Here is a 16938-nt window from a genome sequence, read left to right as displayed (position 1 = left end):
GGACACCCCCTCTGTGATCGCGCCCGAGTACCTGAGCGACCCCGACCCCAGCCTGGCCGTCGAGTTCGTCGACCACCTCGTCCCCGAACTGGCCGCCGGCGTCTACACCCTCAGCGCCTGGCAGACGCTGACGAAGAACGGCACAAGCGTCGACGACGCGCATCAGCCTTACCTGCCCACCGAGAAGAATCCGGTCACCCAGGCCGTCGAGGTGCGCGCCCCGCGGTTCGCTCTACAGCCGGAGTGGATGCACGGCTTCTACCCGCCCGACGGCTCGGTGGGCCTGTATTCGACCGTGCTGCCGCACGTCACCTTGAACCGGCCGACGCTCCCCTGGGAACGGGACATCGCCTCCGCCGAGACCAAGCCCGCCGACAGGCTGCCGTGGATGGCTCTGCTGCTGTTCGCGGAAGGAGAACTGGCCGAGGACCCGCACTGTTTCGGCACCACGGAGCAGCGCACCGCGCCCGAGATCACCGCGGGGGAGAAGGGTCCCCGCCACCCCGGCGACGGCAGCGGTGTGATCCTGCCCGACGTCGATCTGACGGCCAACCCCGTCGACGACAAGAACGAGCTGTGCCGGACCATTCTGGTGGACGCCGCCGTCTTCCACGCACTCGCGCCGCAGCGGCAGGAGCTGCACCATCTCACGCATCTGCGGCGCGTCAACGAGCAGTACCAGCAGGCGTTCCGTTCGCTGGACGAGATCGTGATCGGTGACTACGCGGTGATGGTCTCGTCCCGCCTGCCGCGGGCGGCCGGCGGTCGCTATGTGGCGCACCTGGTGTCGCTGGAGGGCTGGCTGGACCGCCTCCCCACCGGTGACGAAGGCTACAAGGGGAAGGCGGAGAAGCTGCGGCTGGTGTCGTTGTGGTCGTCCGCGTTCGAGACCCTGCCCGATCACTCGCCCGGGTTCGCCGCCCTGACGGAGAATTTCCTGCCCGCCAAGGGGGCGGACGGGTCCGGACTGCTGCTGGCGGTGCCCTCCAACGGGCGGCGCGCGGTGGGCACCGAACAGAAGGAGGTCCTCGCCCGGCTGGAGGAGGGCTACCTCCCGCTGGCGTGCCGTACCGAGTGGGGGCGGATGACGTTCGGCTGGTACCGGGGCCCCTTCACACCGGTGCACGCGAAGCCGCGGTCGGACGAGGAGCGGCGGCGGTGCGCGGCGCAGGCACTGATCCATCTGGCGCGGTACGGCATCTTCGACGTGTCTCTCGCGGTGGCGTTCACCGCCGGGCGTGGTGTGGCGCTCGCCGACCGTGAGATGTGTGCGGCGCTCCTGCGGGTGCGGGCCAAGGCCCATGACCTTGCCCGCACGTATCTGGAGGAATCACGGTCCGCGTCGGCGCCGGACGCGAACGGACCGCTCGGCGACGGACGAGCCGGTGCCCCACGGGGAGGTGCCCGGGCCCGGCTGGAGGCGCTGGTGACCGCCGGGGCTCCCGCTCTGGCCCGGGCCTGGGCCGACGCCCCCACCTCCACCGCCGGGAGAAGCGGCACGGCAGTGCCGGTCGTGTCCCCGCCCCCGCTGGCGACGAGACTCCCGGTGACCGCCCGGATCACCGGAGAGCTGCTGCGCACGGACCCGGATCTGCGCGCGTGCCTGGAGAGCGCCTTGTCGGGCCTCACCGGCACCACCGGGCCCGCACCGGCCGGCGACCGGCCCGGACGTACCGGCGAGAACGGTGGTGAGCACGTACGGGACATCACCGTCGAGGGCGGCGAGGACGGCCTTCTGGTGCGGAACTGGCTGGCCGGGCTGCGCCGCCTGGAAGGCGTGCCGTTCCCTCATCTGGTGCCGGACGCGCGGATGCTGCCGCCGGAAAGCGTACGGTTCTTCCACCTGGACCAGGACTGGATCACCACCGCGGTGGAAGGCGCCCTGAGCGTCGGCCTCGCCCGTGACTTCGACCTGGAATGTGACAAGCACCTCTTCAAGGACCTGCTGGCCCCGCCTGCCCCGATGACCGGACTGCTGATCCGCTCGCAGCTGGTGACCGGCTGGCCGGCCCTGGAAGTCCGCCCCTACCTCGCCGCTCAGGAGCCGAAGCCCGGCACCGGAACGCCGGAGACACCCCTGCCGGTCGTCCGCCGTGAGGAACTCGCCCGGGATGTGCTGCTGGTCCTCATCGACGGCGTACCCGGCCGGGTCGAGCTGGCCGAGCCCGCCCAGGGCCTCCACTTCGGCATCGACGAACCCTCCAGCGGCCAGACCGACGACCCCCTGGATGACGGTGTCATCCGCCTGCGGCGTCTCAAGGGCACCGTCGGCGAGGAGAGCACCTCTCAATACCCCGACGCCGGCACCGAGAAGCTCCGCTCTCTGCTGAGGTCCACGCCCGCGGACGGTCCGGACAACGTCCTCAAGGTCACCGAACTGGCCAAGAAGCTGCGGACCGCCCTCCTCCAGCACGCGCTGATGGACTCCGGCGGCACCGGCACGGACGCCCTCACGCCGAGCGAGTTCGCCATTCAGATGATCAATGCGGCCCAGCGGCGGACTTTCAGCGTCCAACCCCGCCCGGCATCCTGAGACGAAGGCCAGCACACGTGACCGACACCGACTACCAGCTGATCGTCCCCGTGACCGTGGACGCCCTCGCCGTCACCGACGCCGTCCGCCTGCGCGGCGGCAGGGGATTCCGCCGCTGGGTTCCCGAATACAAGCTCCTCCACTACAACGCCACTCCCGAACCCCGGGCGTTCTCCAACGACACGTCCTGGAACAGCAAGAACAGCAGCCAGTACCTCGACAACGGAGTCGTGGTGCGATGGCAGCTCCCCGCCGGACTGCGCCACGGCCGACCCCGCACCCAGGGCGGCCGTAGCGAGTTCCCGCTCGTGCCCAACCGATGGCTGGTGGTGCGCCGCGTCGGCACCGACCAGAGCAAGGCCGCCGCCTGGGTGGTGGAGAGCGACTACCTCGACTCGCGCAAGGGCGCGTCGCCCTTCATGCACCCGTTCCGGAGCGATGCCGACGACGACCTCACGAAGACGCCCTACCGGGCCACTCTCGTCACCACCCGGATCGGCCGGGCCACGGACATCGGGCCCGCCGCACAGGCATGGAGGGAACCGGCCGAGAAGAACCGTGAGGAGCTGTTCCTCACCGCGGTCGGGCCGGGCCTGATGACCTTCCACATCTTCGAGCCCTACCACCGCAACGTGTTCTCCCTGCACGACCCGCTCACCGGGCTCTCCTCCGGAGCCGTCGACTACCAGGTGATCGGCTGGTACTCCGACCCGGGTCAGGAAGAACTCACCCGTCTGCTCGACCTCAATCAGAAGAAGACCGAGAAGCGGACGGTGGCGGAAGTCCTGGCCGACCTCGGATGGCAGGTCGGCAAGGACATCCCCGCACACTGGAAACCCACCTCCACCCTGTACTGCGGGCGCATCGCGGGGATCGACTGGAAGCCCGGCGCCTCCCAGCCGCCCGACAGCGACTTCCCGGAGAAGACGAAGATCACCATCGCCTTCGGGTCCAGCGCGGACGAGGCCGCCGCCGCCAAACCCGACCTCTTCAAGGCGGGCGACGACGCGGCACACCTCCTCCATATGTTCGCGGCCGGACACCTGGACACCCTCGACGGCCCGGACGGCGACATCCTCGCCGCCCAGGACACGCACCGCAGCTGGTTCGAACAGCGCGCCGGCGGCACCGTCTGGCGCCTGGTACCGACCACGGATCCCCACGGCAACGCCCCGCGAGACCCGGCGCAGGTCACCTGGTCCACGGCTCCCAGCGCCGCCGAGAAGCTCCTGGCCGACCTCAACACCTGTCAGAGAGACCTCGACGAGGCCCAGCGGGAACTGCGTGCCCTCCAGCAGCGCCTGTACACCCTGTGGTGGATGCACGGGCGCCCCCTGCTGCCTGCTCAGTACACACGCGAGCAGTTCTACCAGGAGATCGCCGAGACCGGCGCGGGCGAGACCGCCACCACCGAATGCGTACGACTTGCCGACGAACTGGTGCGCCGCCAGAAACAGGTCGCCGACTACGCCACCCGGCTGGCGAAGGCCACCAAGGCACTCACCGAGGACAACGCCACGACGCAGGGGGGCTGGGAGCTGCGCAGTGAGGCGCTGCCCTCGTTCTGGCAGGCGACGGACCCGACCGTCGTCCTGGGCCAGACCCGGGGCGGAAAGCCGCACGCGGCACTCACCACGTCCACCGCCTCCGGAAGTCTGCTCAACTGCCGTACCCGCACACAGATCCTCGGCGGTCACAGCCTGCCCGCCGAGTTCGCCAAGCTGCACCTGGACAACCTGCCCCCGCTGGTGCCCGACCTGCTCGCCGAGTTCGTCCACCTGATCGGCAAACCCGGGCCGAAGGTCCCGGAGGATCTCAAGGTTCCGACGTGGCGGCAGCCATGGAAGCCCCTGCTGTACCAGTGGAAGGTCCGCTACTGGCACGTCCCGCACTCCGACCAGGCGACGAGCAAGGCGAACTGGCAGTTCGACGGTGGCCGCTACACCTGGACCAGCGGCGCACCCGATCCGGACCTGTGCCGCAACGAGATCATCGGCCGCCGCTTCCTCGTCCCCCTGCCCCAGCACAAGATGGTCGCCCGCGCCCGGGAGTACGCCGCCGACGCCGGTCCGGGCGAGGAAGGCAGGCGGCTCGCCGCCGCGTTCACCGCGTTCGCCGACACCGTCGCCCAGGCCGATGTGCTCTCCCAGAAGACGGACGGCCTGACCGACGCCCTCGCCGGACGGGACAAGGCTCCCAACCTGTCCCCGCCCGGGCGGGTCGGTGAACTCGTCGGCGACGCCTTCGACCACCTGCCCGACCCGGGCCCGCTGCCCCTGCCCTTCAAGGGATGGCAGGCGTCCGGCTTCACTCAGATCCGCGCAGGCCAGTTCGCCGTACTCGCCCTGACCATCGTCGACGAGTTCGGCCAGAGCCTCGACGCCGTCCTGCAAAAGGACAGCGACCTCGTCACCCCGCTCATCGGAGACAGCCTCAAGCCCAACGGCAGGTACGCCGAGAGCACCAGGGAAGACCGGTTCGTCCAGCTCCCGCCCCGTCTGCTGCAACCCGCGCGCCTGCGCTTCGACTTCGTCAGCCAGAACGACAAGACCCGCTACGTCGACATGAGCGCGGGCACCACCCCTGTGGGCGCGTGGATCGTCCCCAACTACGTCGACCGGGCCCTGCTCTGCTACGCCGCGGACGGCAAGCCCCTCGGTGAGCTGCGGCCCCAACTCGCCCTGGAAGCGGACAAAGTCACCACCGTGGTGGCCTGGTCACCCCTGCCCGACTCCGCCGTCCACACCCTCGACCAGCTCAAGAAGGACCAGCCCGTCCTCCACGACTTCGCCACCGAACTCGCCGCGAAGGGACAGGCCGTCTTTCTGGAACTGCTGTCCACCATCGCCCATGTCCTGCACGGTATCGACCCCGGTAACCCTTACGGCGACGACGTTCTGGGCACCCTCCTCGGCAGGCCCCTCGCCCTGGCCCGCGCCCGCATGGGCATCGAACTCGAAGGCCCGCCCGTCAGCGATCCCGGCTGGGAGCACGCCCTGGACTGGCAGGCTCTCACCCAGTGGCGCCGGCGGGTGAAGGACAAGAAGGGTGAGCCGCCCGGCACGATGTCCCACCTCAAACTCCACTGGCCCATCCGCCTCGGCAACGCCGGACAACTGGGCGACGGACTCATCGGCTACTTCACCGAACCCAACCAGACGGCCGACACCACCGAGAGCGCCCTCACCGACTACACCACCTTCTACGCCGTGGACACGGCCCCCGGCACCAAGCCGACCGGCTACATCAAGAAGATCGGTGCCGACAACTGGCACCGGCTGCCCGCCGATTCCACCACCCACACCTACCTGACCGTGCTGTTCGACCCCCAGGCGGCGGTCCACGCCACCACCGACCTGCTGCCCGTCACCCCCCTGCAGCTGCCCGCACGCTTCACCCGCGCCGCACTCGCCGCGACGCAGACCGCGCTGCGCCTGAGCCCTGTCCTCACCGCGCCCCGCACGATCCCCGGCCCCGACGCCAAGCCCGGCAAGCCCGAGTTCACCACCGCTCTCGCCCTGCCCCACCCCACCGCCGCCCGGGGCACCTGGAACTGGTCGGAACTCAACACCACCGAAGCCGGCAAGTCCCCGGTCTGGCACCACGAACCCCTCGTCCAGATCGACGAGACGGCCCGCCTCGACGAGGACCACCCCACCGTACGCACCGGGTACCTGCGCCTGACCGGCGGATTCCTCGACTGATCCCCCCTGCCCACCCGCCCCACGCCAAGGGAGCACGTCGACATGACAGACGGCAACCCGCCACTGCTCGACTACGCCATCATCAGCGATCCCTTCCCGCTCCGCGCCGCGGCCGACGAGACCACCCCGCTCAGCACCCTCCAGATCGTGGTCTCCAATGGAGGAACCGATACCGTCTACTGCAGCAGCATCATCATCTCCATCCCCTACGGTGACCTTGGCCAGAGCCTGCTCAGCGCCAAGTCCGGCGACGCCAGCGCGGACGGCTGGACCATCCAGGCTGTCGACAAGAACTCCGATGCCGCCCTTCCCGAGGGCGACTACGCCTGCTTCAAAGCCACCAAGCCCGGAGGACACGACGACGGCGAGGTCACCAGTACCGGGACCGCCTTCATCTTCCGCAACTGCAAGATCAGCACCAAACCCGGCACCGCCCGTATCGTGATCAGGGAAAAGACCACGACAGACGTCAAACACTGGCCGCCCAACCCGCGCTTCGCCACCCTTCCCCTGACCAAGTACCCGCGACCCGACGTCCCCCCCGAGCCCGTCCAGGACTTCCACGCGGTAGCCGCCGATCAGCAGCAGCTCGGCCAGGAGGTGGGCGCGGGACAGAAGATCGTCCTCAAGTGGCGGGGTCCGAAACTCGAATACAAGATCATCTGCGGACCGGGGGCGAAGGAGACCGTCAAACCCGACCACGAAACGAAGGGTATGAACGACGGGCGGTTCGACTTCACCTGGAAAGGCGAGGTCTACCGCGACACCACCTTCCAGCTCCAGTACGTCATCGCGGAGACCACCCACACACAGACCACCACCGTCAACGTCCGCGATCCGCGACTGACCGGCCTGACCGTGCAGGGAGGCACGCTGATCGAAGCCGGGAAAGCAAAGATCGAGATCCGCGCGGACAAGCAGGAGATCAACCTGCCGCAGGGTGAAATCACGAGCCACGGCAGGATTCAAAGTGAAGGTGAGATCTCCGGTGCGAGCTTGAAGGCAAGCGGCGCGCTCGAAGCAAAGACAGTCACCGCTAACGACACTCTGACAGTCAAGACCGGAGTCGCCCAAGTCCAGGCACTCACCGTGAAGGGGGAACTGGTCGCGGAGAAGAGCCTGACCGTTGATGGGATTCTCACCGCGAAATCAGACATCGTCGCCGAAAAGGGCGTGAAAGCCACTGGGGATATCACGACCCAAGGGAAGGTATGCGGCGTCACGGTCACGGCATCCAATGAGATCAAACGAGGCGACAATCCCGTCCTGGTGAAAGGTGACCTCATCTACCTCTTCAACACGACGGAGAAGGCATACCTGTACGCGGCGAACGATCACTTCGACTACGACAGTGATCGCGGAAGGGTCTTCTACTGGAAGCCCGGGGCACGGGTCGACAACGGAAAATGGCGGGTCGACTGACCGTACGCGACGGGCCGGGGGGAGCCGGCGGCGTGCTGGCGATGCCGGTGTCCGACCGCAGGGCATGCCGCTCGATGGTGACCCGCCGGCCGACCGTCTTCCCTGGGGCCTGTCGTTTGGAACATCCCGGCCAAACGACAGACCCTGGTCGGCCGGGACCCGAACGTTCGCCGGTGGAGACACGCATGATCCTGGCGGGCGCCACCGCAGGGGCCGATGGCCGTCCTGCGGTGGCGCCCGCAAAGCCTCATCAGGCGATATAGACAGCTCGTCCCAGAACGGCGCTGTCGTCGTCGTTGGACCGGTCACCCGGCGCAATCACGTCGATGACCGGGCCGGTACAGCTCGTGTTCTGGTAGACGAGAGCGTACTCATTGGTGTTGTTCAGCAGATGGAATTCATTCCGGTTGTCGAGCGGCACTGCGACGCAGCCGCTGGGGTTGCTCACATGCCATCCGACGCGGTTGGTGAGGTCGCCATGAGCGGCGTGCGCGGGAGCGGCGATCCCGAGAGCCAGCGCCCCGGAGAAGGCCAGAGTGCCGATGGCAGTGGAAAAACGGCGCATGAGCGTGGAGTTCCTTTCCCTCGGCGGCCGACGCGGCGGTTCCGCAGCGGCCTGCACCGAGCCGATACCCACGCACTCGACCACCGCCAACCCGCCGCCCAGCACATTCACCCTCACGGTGACATCCGAGTAATTCGGAGCGATTCACCCCGGCTGCCGACCGCGGTGAAATGACCGGCCTGAAACCCGAATTGAACGTCACGTGACTGCCGTCGGTCCGCCAGAGTGTCCCCGCCGGTGGCATGTGCGCGCACGACCGGATACAGGTATGCCTCTTCGGCCACCGGATGCCGCACCGATGGAGGCCCTGCCGCCCGGTGCTGAAGAGCGCAAGGTGTACGCCGGCCACGCCGCCATGGAGGTGGAACGCCTCGCGGCGGGCGACGGGTACGGGAACGGCCTTCGTGGGGTCCGTCTGTACGATGCTCGGGCGTCCTGCTTCACGTACCTCGCCGACAACGGTGTGCCGGACCGCTTGCTCACCAGGTGGGCTGGGCACACGAACGTGAAGACGACGAAGAAGCGGTACGTGAAGCCGGACGTGGCGGACCTGCTTCCAGCAGCGGAGGGCATGGGGAGGTCTCGCGGGGGGTGTGTGACAGATCGTGACAGATGAAGGTGTGAACCCGTGACTGAAGGCATGACCGATACGCTGCAGTACCGCTTCGACGGGCCAGAGCACCTGCCAGTGCTGATCCTGGGGCCATCGCTCGGTACCACCTGGCACATGTGGGACCGTCAGGTTCCCGAGCTGGCCGAGCAGTGGCGCGTCTTCCGTTTCGACCTGCCCGGACACGGCGGCGCCCCCGCCTACCCCGCGGACTCGGTCACCGAGCTGACCGCCCGGCTGCTCGCCACCCTCGACGGGCTCGGCGTCCAGCGGTTCGGCTACGCGGGCTGCGCGCTCGGCGGCGCGGTCGGAGTCGAACTGGCGCTGCGGCACCCCGAGCGGCTCGCCTCGCTCGCGCTGATCGCCGCCTCCCCGAGGTTCGGCACCGCCGACGAGTTCCGTCAGCGCGGAGTGATCGTACGGACGAACGGGCTCGACCCCATCGCCCGCACCTCGCCCGAACGCTGGTTCACCGGCGGGTTCGCCGCCGCGCAGCCAGCGATCACCGACTGGGCCGTGCAGATGGTGCGCACCACCGACCCCGGCTGCTACATCGCCGCCTGCGAGGCGCTCGCCGGGTTCGACGTCCGGTCCGAGCTGGGCCGGGTCGGGGTGCCGACGCTGGTGCTGGTCGGCTCCGACGACCAGGTCACCGGCCCCGCGGAGGCCCGTACCCTGGTCGCCGGGATCCCGGACGCGCGCCTCGCCGTCGTCCCCGGCGCCTCCCACCTGGTGCCGGTCGAGCAGCCGGCGGCCGTCACCGATCTGCTGGTACGGCACTTCTCCACCGCCTGGCAGCACCCGCACGACACCGGGCAGACCGCCATCCCGCCGACCCCCGCCAAGCCGGTGCTCGCCCCGCCCGTGCCGATCACGCCCGTCGCCGAGATCGCCCCCGCCCCGGCCGTCGCCCAGCCGCACCACGCGGGGCGGCCCGACCCGTACGAGACCGGGATCAAGGTGCGCCGCGAGGTGCTCGGGGACGCGCACGTCGACCGGGCGCTGGCGCAGGCGGACGAGTTCTCCGGCGACTTCCAGGAGTTCATCACCCGCTACGCCTGGGGCGAGGTGTGGGGCAGGCCGGGCCTGGACCGCCGCACCCGCAGTTGCATCACCCTGACCGCGCTGGTCGCCGGGGGGCACCTCGACGAACTCGCCTTCCACACCCGCGCCGCCCTGCGCAACGGCCTCACCCCCGCCGAGATCAAGGAAGTCCTGCTCCAGGCGGCCGTGTACTGCGGTGTCCCGGCCGCGAACAGCGCGTTCAAGGTGGCCCAGCAGGTCATCCGGGAGGAGACCACCCCCGCGGAGTGAGCGGCCCGACCGCGATCCGTCGTGGGCGCCCCGCGCCCGGTTCTCCGGGCGCCCTCCCGCGTGCCCTCACGACCACCTCAGGGGCAAGATGGGACGTATGAGACTCACCAAGAAGTCGCATGCCTGCGTCCGGCTGGAGAAGGACGGGCGGACGCTCGTCCTCGACCCGGGCGGGTTCAGCGAGGAGGACGCCGCGCTCGGCGCCGACGCGCTGCTGGTCACGCACGAGCATCCCGACCACTTCCACGAGGGCCGGCTGAGGGCCGCGCTGGAGGCCGACCCCGCGGCCGAGATCTGGACCCTCAGGTCGGTCGCGGAACAGCTCACGGCGGCGTTCCCGGGCCGCGTGCACACGGTCGGCGACGGGGACACCTTCACCGCCGCCGGGTTCGACGTCCAGGTCCACGGCGAACTCCACGCGGTGATCCACCCGGAGCTTCCGCGCGTCACCAACGTCGGCTATCTGATCGACGGCGGCCGGGTCTTCCACCCCGGTGACGCCCTCACCGTGCCCGACCACCCGGTGGAGACCCTGCTGGCCCCGGTGCAGGCACCCTGGAACAAGATCTCCGAGGTCATCGAGTACGTCCGCGAGGTCGGCCCGCAGCGCGTCTACGACATCCACGACGCCCTCCTCACCGACCTCGCCCGCCCGATCTACGACACCCACCTCGGTCATCTCTCCGGCGCGGAGCACCTGCGGCTGGCGTCGGGGGCGACGGCGGACCTCTGACCCGGACCCGACCGGGCCGCCCCGACCAGGTCGCCCCCGACCGGGCCGCCCCGACCGGGTTGTCAGACCCGCCCGGTAGGTTGGTGGACATGCGCATCGCGACCTGGAACGTGAACTCGATCACCGCCCGCCTGCCGAGGCTGCTCGCCTGGCTGGAGAGCAGTGGCACGGACGTGCTCTGCCTCCAGGAGGCCAAGCTGGCCGAGGAGCAGTTCCCGTTCGAGGCGTTGCGCGAACTGGGCTACGAGGCGGCCGTCCACGCGGACGGCAGATGGAACGGCGTGGCGGTGCTCTCCCGCGTGGGCGTCGAGGACGTCGTCAAGGGCCTGCCCGGTGACCCCGGCTACGACGGCAAGCACGAGCCCCGTGCCATCGCCGCGACCTGCGGCCCGGTGCGCGTCTGGTCGGTCTATGTGCCCAACGGCCGTGAGGTGGGCCACCCGCACTACGCCTACAAGCTCCAGTGGTACGAGGCCCTGCGCGCGGCCGTCGCCGGGGACGCCGCGGGCAGCCGCCCGTTCGCGGTCCTCGGCGACTACAACGTGGCCCCGACCGACGACGACGTCTACGACGTGGCCGTCTTCGAGGGCCTCACCCATGTCACCCCCGCCGAGCGCGCCGCCCTCACCGCCCTGCGCGAGACGGGCCTGTCGGACGTCGTCCCGCGCCCCCTGAAGTACGAGCACCCGTACACCTACTGGGACTACCGCCAGCTCGCCTTCCCCAAGAACCGCGGCATGCGCATCGACCTCGTCTACGGCAACGAGCCCTTCGCCAAGGCCGTCACCGACTCCTATGTGGACCGCGAGGAGCGCAAGGGCAAGGGCGCCTCGGACCACGCGCCGGTGGTGGTCGACCTGGACGTCCCGCAGGGATGAGGGACAGGGGCGGAGACAGGGGCAGGGGACAGAGGCACAGGCAGGGACAGAGGCAGGGGCAGGGACGGGCTGGGCGGGGCTGGGCGGGGGCCCTCACAGGGTCCGTAGATCCACCGCCCCGGCCATCGCCGCCAACCCCGCGTCCCCGGGGTGCAGATGATCGCCGCTGTCGTGGGCGGGCAGCATCCGTTCCGGCCGTTGCGGATCGCGGATCACGGCGTCGAAGTCGACCACCCCGTCGAAGACCCCGGCGACCGCGGACCCCGCGCCCCCGCCCCGGCTCCCGTTGCCGGCCCGGCTCCCGCCGCCGCGGATCCAGTCGTTGACGGCGACGCGCTCGGCGTCCACCGCCGTCGTGCAGCCGCTGCGCCCGCCGCACGGCAGCAGGGTCGCGCCGAGCACCCGTAGCCCCCGCTCCCGGGCCCGTTCGGCGATCTCGCGGAGACCCTCGGTGACCTGTGCCGCGTCGCCGCCCGCGAGCAGGTCGTTCACGCCGTGCAGAACGACGACGGTCCGTACCGTCGGCTGGGCGAACACATCGCGGTCGAGCCGGTGCAGCGCGCTGACCCCGGCCGCGTCGGTGGAGACCCCGTCGCCCGGGTAGCGGTCGGTGGTGACGCGATTGCCCGCGATGCCCTGGTTCAGCACGCCGTAGCGCGGGACCACCTCCTGCGTCAGCAGCCGGTCGGCCAGGACGTCGGGCCAGCGCCGGTCGGCGTCCACGGTCGAGCGGTCGCCGTCGGTGATCGAGTCACCGAGCAGCACCAGCGACCCCGGCCCGCCGCCCACCTCCACCCCGGTCAGCAGCGGCCAGTTGCTGATCGTCGTCGGGTACGCCGCCGCCGTGCCGTCGGCTGTGTGGTCGCCGTCGGTGCTGACGAACGACCGCTGCACGGCCAGCCGGTGCATCGGCAGCGCGCTCACCGTGCCCGGCAGATGAAAGCTGACCAGCAGATGGGAGTCGGGCGGCACGGCGAAGGCCAGCGGATCGCTGTACGCCTGGCTCCCGGCGGGCACGGTGACCCCCGCCGCACCGCCGAAGCGCACCGCCACCGGGGTGCCGCGCGCCGCCGCGCCCTCCGCCCGCACCGCCACGGTCGCGCCGCCGATCCGCACCGGCGCGCTCGCGAACGCGTTGTCGAAGCGCAACCGCACCCGTGGCCCGCCCGCCGAGGTGTGCACGACAAGGCGCAGCGTCCGGTCCGTCCAGGGGCCGACCGCCGGCAGACCGGAGGGCGCCGCGGCCCACGACCCCGTCCAGCCGCCGGCGCTGGCCCGCACCGACAGGGCGAAGACATGCAGGCCCGGCGCGTACGGCAGCCGTACCGAGGCGACCGCGCGACCGGGGGCGAGCGGGACGGTGACGACGTAGAGACGGGTCTTCTCGGCGCGCTGTCCGCCGGGGGTGTTGAGGTGCGGCAGGGCCACCGCCTTGGTCGCGAGCGGGCCGGTGCGCCAGTCGGGCGCGGTGAGGGCGTACGGGGCCGTGGAGCCGTCGGCGTACGAGACGAGGCCGGTGCCGCGGACGTCGCCTCCGTCGGTGCCCGCCACGAGGAACGCGAGGGCGTCGCCGCGCCCTTCGACCAGCACGGACTGGCCCGCGGCACGAACGTTGTCCGGCTCGCCCGGCGCCCGCCGGGGCCAGGTGAGCCGGGCGCCCTGCACGGTGAGCGGGGCGCCCGGGGTCCAGCCCGCCGCCGCCAGATCCCGCGCGGACAGCGAGGCTCCCGCACCGTCGAAGTCGGCCGCGCCGGGCCGCGCGTCCTCGCTCACGGCGACGTTGTCGTACCACTGCTCCAACGGCACGGCCCCCACCGCCCTGGCCGCCCCGGCCGCCCCGGGTTCGACGGCCCGTGCCGAAGCCGTCGGCAGCAGCGCGGCGACGACGAACAGCGCGGCGGCGAGAGCCTGAAGACCGCGCGGCCCGCGCCGGCCCGACCGCCGTACCGCCCGACGCGTACTTCGGTGTGCCGACAACCGGACCTCCCGAACGGTTCGTCCAGCCGGTGCCGCGCGGGGTCCGCACGGTCGGCGCACCGTGAAGCTAGGCAGCCGGGCCGGGTCCGTCAACGCGCCATGCCCGGAAGGGGAGGCGAATCGACCGGTTGCGAAGGTCCGCGCGCCTGTGGTGCGTACGGGGGTGCGAATGACACGCTGGACGGATGAACATCCCTTTCCTCAGCGGCAGACACCGCAAGCGCCATGGAGACGCCTTAGGAGTCGCGGTGGTCTCCACCGGTGAGGGGGTCGCGGATGCCTCGGGGATCGGCGATCTGCTCGCCGAGTGCGAGTTGCTGCGCAGGCAGGCGGGCGACGCGGGGGTCGCCCTGGACGACTCGCCGGAGTCCCTTGAGGCGTTGGACCAGGTGGTGCCGCGCTGGCGCGACGACGACGACACCCTGGGCTGGCTCGGCAACGACGCGGGTCTCTACCTCGGCACGGTCGTCGTGCGCACGGTGACGGGCGCGACCTGGGTGCTGTGGCCGAACGGGCAGCCGGTGGTACGGCTGGCCTCGGGTCGGGAGTTCGACGTGGTGAGCGCCGGGCACGAGTGGGCGGCCAGCGGAGTGCCTGAACTGTCGCAGCTCTACGCCGAGGTCGCGGAGACGTGAAGCCGTGGCCATAAGGTCGAGTTAAATACGGCTTATGCCCGAAAAGTGCGTGTCGTGAGTTCGCTCCCTTGTTGTCTGGATAGTTTGCGGCAACCACGACTCAGCGGAGAGCGAGTAGGGCTGTATGGTCATCGATCCTTTGATCGAGCTGCGGAACGCCAGGGTCCGTACGCACTGACGGGGGAGTGCTGCCATGTTCCTTTCCACCCGTGCGCGTACGGCCGTGCGTCGTGCGCTGCTGCCGGGCGGGAAGTTCCCGCACGGGCCGTAGGGGGTCGACGGGCCGGTGAAGCGGATGTCACTGAGCCAGCCCCGCCCGGCAGCGGCCGGAGATCACTGCTCGCGCAGCGGAGTCGACCCGTACCAGGGGTCGTCCGTGGACGAGGAGAAGGTCAGCCGCGCGCCGGACGGGTTGTGCTCGATGGAGAGCGGGTCGAGCGTGTCTTCGACGGCGCGTGACCGACCAGCTTGCCGGGGCCGGGCGGGCCCACGTCGCGGAGCCACGCGACGCGGGGTCCGCTCCCCTCGGTCGTGGTGAGCGGTACGGACCGGATCCGGTCTTTGTCCGAGCCGATCAGTGACGGGGGACCCCATGACCGGTCGTGCCGGACGCCGCCGTGAAGGATCCCGCGTGCTCCGCCGCCCACTGGGTGAAGGTCCGCGCGGGGCGGCCGGTGACCTTCTCGACGGTGTCCACGACCGTGCGGCCCACCTCCGGGGTGTCGCCGTACACATGGAGCAGGAACTCGATCACTTCCTCCGGCTGGCCCGCCGCCCGCCACTGGGCGACGGCCTCCTCCTCGCCGAGTTCGACCAGCCTGATCTCCCGGGCGCGGGCGGCGGCGAGGACCGCCACCTTGTCGCCGACGGTGAGTACCTCGGGGCCGGTGAGGATGTACTCCTGGCCGCCGTGACCGGCCTCGGTGAGCGCCACCGCCGCCACGGCGCCGATGTCACCCTCGTGGACCATGGCGCTGAGCCGCTCCACGAACGGCTCACGCACCTCGTCCCGGGCCGTGATCCCGTCCGCCCACTCCAGCGCGTTGGACATGAACTCGACCGGCATCAGCACGGTCCAGTCCAGATCGTCCGCGGCCCGTACGGCGTCCTCCGCCGGGGTCGGTCCGCCGCCGTGCAGCACGGTGACCCGGCGTACCCCGGCCGCGCGGGCCAGGTCCAGGATGCGCGGGCCGGTCTCCAGCGGGGTGAACCCGGCGTCCCCGAAGGTGATCAGATGGAGGCCGGTCACGCCCTCCAGGGCCGGTACAAGGGTGTCGGGGTCGGTGAGATCGCCTTGGACGACCTCGGCGTCCGCCGGGAGCGCGGCGGTGGCCGGGTTCCGGGTGAGGGCGCGGACCGCGTGCCCCCGGGCGAGCAGTTCGGCGACGATCTGACGGCCCACGGTCCCGGTGGCACCGGCGACAAGAACTTTCTGCTTCTGAGTCATGGGACGACCGTAGAGCGACTTGCGGTCAGCTTCGGTCCGCAATCGGGCCGGGACCGGGGCCGGTGGCGTCCCGGGGCCGGGGCCGGTGGCGACCCGGGGCCGGGGCCGGTGGCGACCGCGGCGGCCGTCGATCCGGTGGGGACCGCGGCGGCCGTCGACCCGGTGGCGACCGCGGCGACCCTCGCGACACGGCCCGCTCAGGGCTGCGCGCGGTGTGAGGTGCGGGGCGTGGCGGCGGCGGAAGGGTCGGTGGCCGCCGCCGGGAGGGGGGTCTGGGCCGCACGGGTCACATCCGCCACCAGTTCGACCACGTCGGGGCCGTACGCCTGGGAGTTGACCACCTTCAGGAGCAGGACGAAGGAATGGCTGCCGTACTTGCGGGCGAGCCGCTCGTGGTTGCGGGCCAGATAGCGGGTCGCCGCCTGATTGGTGATCGCCCGCTGGCCGCAGAACAGGAACACCGGACGGGCGTCCCGCCGCTCACCCGCGGTCAGCCGGGCCAGCATGACGTACTCCGTGATCCCCGCCTCCAGGCGGTAGCGCTCGGCACCGATCTGGAAGGCGCCGCGGTCCGGGCCCGGCTCGGGGGCGATGTTCACCCGCACACCCGGCAGCATCGCGCTCATATGGGCCAGCATCCGGCGGTTGGAGCCCGGCCCGCCCACACAGAACTCCGTGCGCTCGCCGAAGCCCTGCTGGACGTTGTCCTGCGTCACCATCTGGAGATGCGCGCCGCAGTCCTTGATCAGTGCGGCCAGTTCGAGGAGCGCGAAGACGTCGAGGCGGTGCACCGCCGGTTCGGAGGCCGCCGGGTCGCGGTTGACGACGAGCAGCGACTCCGCGTTCTGCGGCAGCCCGAAGAACGCCTGCCTGCGCCGGAGTCTGCGCTTCCACAGATAGGTACGGGTGGCCCAGCCGAGCGCGGCGGACAGGCCGGCGGCTATCACGCCGAGAACGATGTTGCGCACGTCGTCATTCATGGGCGCGCATGCTAGCGGGCCCGGGCGGACTCGCGTCCGGGCCCGCGTCCGGGCTTGCGTCCAGGCCCGCCTCCGGGCAGGGCGACGGCAGCCGCCTCCGGGACAGGTGACGCCGGGTGAAGGTGCCGCCGCGTCCGAGT

Annotated in this window: 12 protein-coding genes and 2 pseudogenes; 8 read left to right on the top strand and 6 right to left on the bottom strand. The window is 70.8% G+C overall.

The window, feature by feature from the left end; all coding sequences use genetic code 11:
• The first annotated feature begins 13 nt into the window (after nt 1–13).
• Genes ACIQNG_RS18485 through ACIQNG_RS18475 form a run of 3 tightly spaced genes read left to right on the top strand, consistent with a single transcriptional unit; the run spans nt 14 to nt 7659 of the window.
• Nucleotides 14–2533, top strand: a complete 2520-nt coding sequence (locus ACIQNG_RS18485) for a hypothetical protein (RefSeq protein WP_401486141.1) — start codon at nt 14–16, stop codon at nt 2531–2533.
• A gap of 17 nt (nt 2534–2550) precedes the next feature.
• Nucleotides 2551–6237 carry a hypothetical protein gene (locus tag ACIQNG_RS18480; RefSeq protein WP_401486139.1) on the top strand — a complete coding sequence of 1229 codons (3687 nt, stop codon included), beginning with the start codon at nt 2551–2553 and terminating at the stop codon, nt 6235–6237.
• Nucleotides 6238–6279: 42 nt separating this feature from the next.
• Nucleotides 6280–7659 (top strand): hypothetical protein, encoded by a 1380-nt coding sequence (locus tag ACIQNG_RS18475; protein ID WP_401486137.1) that lies wholly within the window; start codon nt 6280–6282, stop codon nt 7657–7659.
• Nucleotides 7660–7909: 250 nt separating this feature from the next.
• On the opposite strand, the gene ACIQNG_RS18470 is transcribed toward ACIQNG_RS18475, so the two are convergent.
• Both ACIQNG_RS18470 and ACIQNG_RS18465 read right to left on the bottom strand, forming a co-directional pair.
• On the bottom strand, nt 7910–8341 hold the full coding sequence (locus tag ACIQNG_RS18470; RefSeq protein WP_401486135.1) for a hypothetical protein: 432 nt from the start codon (nt 8339–8341) through the stop codon (nt 7910–7912).
• A 95-nt stretch (nt 8342–8436) separates the two neighbouring features.
• Nucleotides 8437–8520 (bottom strand): annotated as a pseudogene (locus tag ACIQNG_RS18465) (hemerythrin domain-containing protein); the annotation flags it as partial.
• Nucleotides 8521–8522: 2 nt separating this feature from the next.
• On the opposite strand from ACIQNG_RS18465, the gene ACIQNG_RS18460 reads away from it, so the two are divergent.
• From ACIQNG_RS18460 to ACIQNG_RS18445, 4 genes are all read left to right on the top strand, one after another.
• The gene (locus ACIQNG_RS18460; RefSeq protein ID WP_401424904.1) at nt 8523–8840 is read left to right on the top strand and encodes a hypothetical protein; all 318 of its coding nucleotides are present in this window, start codon (nt 8523–8525) and stop codon (nt 8838–8840) included.
• Nucleotides 8841–8864: 24 nt separating this feature from the next.
• Complete coding sequence (gene pcaC, locus ACIQNG_RS18455) at nt 8865–10148, top strand: 4-carboxymuconolactone decarboxylase (RefSeq protein ID WP_401424902.1); 1284 nt, start codon at nt 8865–8867, stop codon at nt 10146–10148.
• A 97-nt stretch (nt 10149–10245) separates the two neighbouring features.
• The gene (locus ACIQNG_RS18450; protein WP_401486133.1) at nt 10246–10881 is read left to right on the top strand and encodes an MBL fold metallo-hydrolase; all 636 of its coding nucleotides are present in this window, start codon (nt 10246–10248) and stop codon (nt 10879–10881) included.
• Between the two features lie 89 nt (nt 10882–10970).
• Nucleotides 10971–11759 carry an exodeoxyribonuclease III gene (locus ACIQNG_RS18445; protein WP_401486130.1) on the top strand — a complete coding sequence of 263 codons (789 nt, stop codon included), beginning with the start codon at nt 10971–10973 and terminating at the stop codon, nt 11757–11759.
• 93 nt (nt 11760–11852) lie between these two features.
• Here ACIQNG_RS18445 and ACIQNG_RS18440 read toward each other — a convergent pair whose 3' ends face one another.
• A complete protein-coding gene (locus ACIQNG_RS18440) occupies nt 11853–13736 on the bottom strand; it encodes an SGNH/GDSL hydrolase family protein (RefSeq protein WP_401486128.1) in 1884 nt (627 codons plus the stop codon).
• A gap of 185 nt (nt 13737–13921) precedes the next feature.
• On the opposite strand from ACIQNG_RS18440, the gene ACIQNG_RS18435 reads away from it, so the two are divergent.
• Nucleotides 13922–14371, top strand: a complete 450-nt coding sequence (locus ACIQNG_RS18435; protein WP_401424892.1) for a DUF6278 family protein — start codon at nt 13922–13924, stop codon at nt 14369–14371.
• A 333-nt stretch (nt 14372–14704) separates the two neighbouring features.
• Here the strand turns inward: ACIQNG_RS18435 and ACIQNG_RS18430 are convergent.
• The 3 genes and pseudogenes from ACIQNG_RS18430 to ACIQNG_RS18420 form a co-directional block, all read right to left on the bottom strand.
• Nucleotides 14705–14910: pseudogene (locus ACIQNG_RS18430) on the bottom strand (acyl esterase); the annotation flags it as partial.
• Nucleotides 14911–14945: 35 nt separating this feature from the next.
• The gene (locus tag ACIQNG_RS18425; RefSeq protein ID WP_401486125.1) at nt 14946–15818 is read right to left on the bottom strand and encodes an SDR family oxidoreductase; all 873 of its coding nucleotides are present in this window, start codon (nt 15816–15818) and stop codon (nt 14946–14948) included.
• A gap of 197 nt (nt 15819–16015) precedes the next feature.
• On the bottom strand, nt 16016–16798 hold the full coding sequence (locus ACIQNG_RS18420; protein WP_401424888.1) for a hypothetical protein: 783 nt from the start codon (nt 16796–16798) through the stop codon (nt 16016–16018).
• Between the last annotated feature and the right edge of the window lie 140 nt (nt 16799–16938).

Source organism: Streptomyces sp. NPDC091377, from assembly GCF_044757045.1.
In the GTDB taxonomy this organism is placed as follows: Bacteria; Actinomycetota; Actinomycetes; order Streptomycetales; family Streptomycetaceae; genus Streptomyces.
This window is presented reverse-complemented; position numbering and strand designations above follow the sequence as displayed.

What these genes read in the sequence shown, in the direction of transcription:
- ACIQNG_RS18450 (WP_401486133.1), top strand. Translation starts at nt 10,246, where the DNA reads ATGAGACTCACCAAGAAGTCGCATGCCTGCGTCCGGCTGGAGAAGGAC.
- ACIQNG_RS18475 (WP_401486137.1), top strand. Translation starts at nt 6,280, where the DNA reads ATGACAGACGGCAACCCGCCACTGCTCGACTACGCCATCATCAGCGAT.
- ACIQNG_RS18420 (WP_401424888.1), bottom strand. Translation starts at nt 16,798, where the DNA reads ATGAATGACGACGTGCGCAACATCGTTCTCGGCGTGATAGCCGCCGGC.
- pcaC (WP_401424902.1), top strand. Translation starts at nt 8,865, where the DNA reads ATGACCGATACGCTGCAGTACCGCTTCGACGGGCCAGAGCACCTGCCA.
- ACIQNG_RS18445 (WP_401486130.1), top strand. Translation starts at nt 10,971, where the DNA reads ATGCGCATCGCGACCTGGAACGTGAACTCGATCACCGCCCGCCTGCCG.
- ACIQNG_RS18460 (WP_401424904.1), top strand. Translation starts at nt 8,523, where the DNA reads ATGGAGGCCCTGCCGCCCGGTGCTGAAGAGCGCAAGGTGTACGCCGGC.
- ACIQNG_RS18435 (WP_401424892.1), top strand. Translation starts at nt 13,922, where the DNA reads ATGAACATCCCTTTCCTCAGCGGCAGACACCGCAAGCGCCATGGAGAC.
- ACIQNG_RS18425 (WP_401486125.1), bottom strand. Translation starts at nt 15,818, where the DNA reads ATGACTCAGAAGCAGAAAGTTCTTGTCGCCGGTGCCACCGGGACCGTG.